The 370-nt window shown below is 45.9% G+C and carries 1 pseudogene; it reads left to right on the plus strand.

The annotated features are described in order from the left end of the window. A pseudogene (locus tag HC176_RS17590) lies at positions 1–370 on the plus strand (DNA polymerase III subunit delta'); the annotation flags it as partial.

Below are 370 nucleotides of genomic sequence, written 5' to 3' on the forward strand. Positions count from 1 at the left end.
AATACGTGCTATGCAATAACACCAATGCCGAAAACAATACCGGGAGAGAAGCCTGCAACCTCAAAATGAACAAACTGTCACACCCAGACCTGCATTTTGCTTATCCTGTCGCCAATAATGACAAGGTAAAGAAAGCTGCGGTTTCTTCGCATTTTAGCGAGGAGTGGCGGCAGTTCGTGCAGCAGGAGCCATACGGTAGCCTCTTTGACTGGTACCAAAAGCTGGGAATTGAGAATAAGCAGGGAAAAATTGGAGTGGATGAAGCCATGGAGGTTGTGAAATCCCTCTCGCTCAAATCTTATGAAGGTGGGTATAAGGTGATGATCATCTGGATGGCAGAGAAAATGAACGATTCGGCTGCAAATAAGCT

It is taken from the genome of Tamlana crocina (assembly GCF_012037625.1).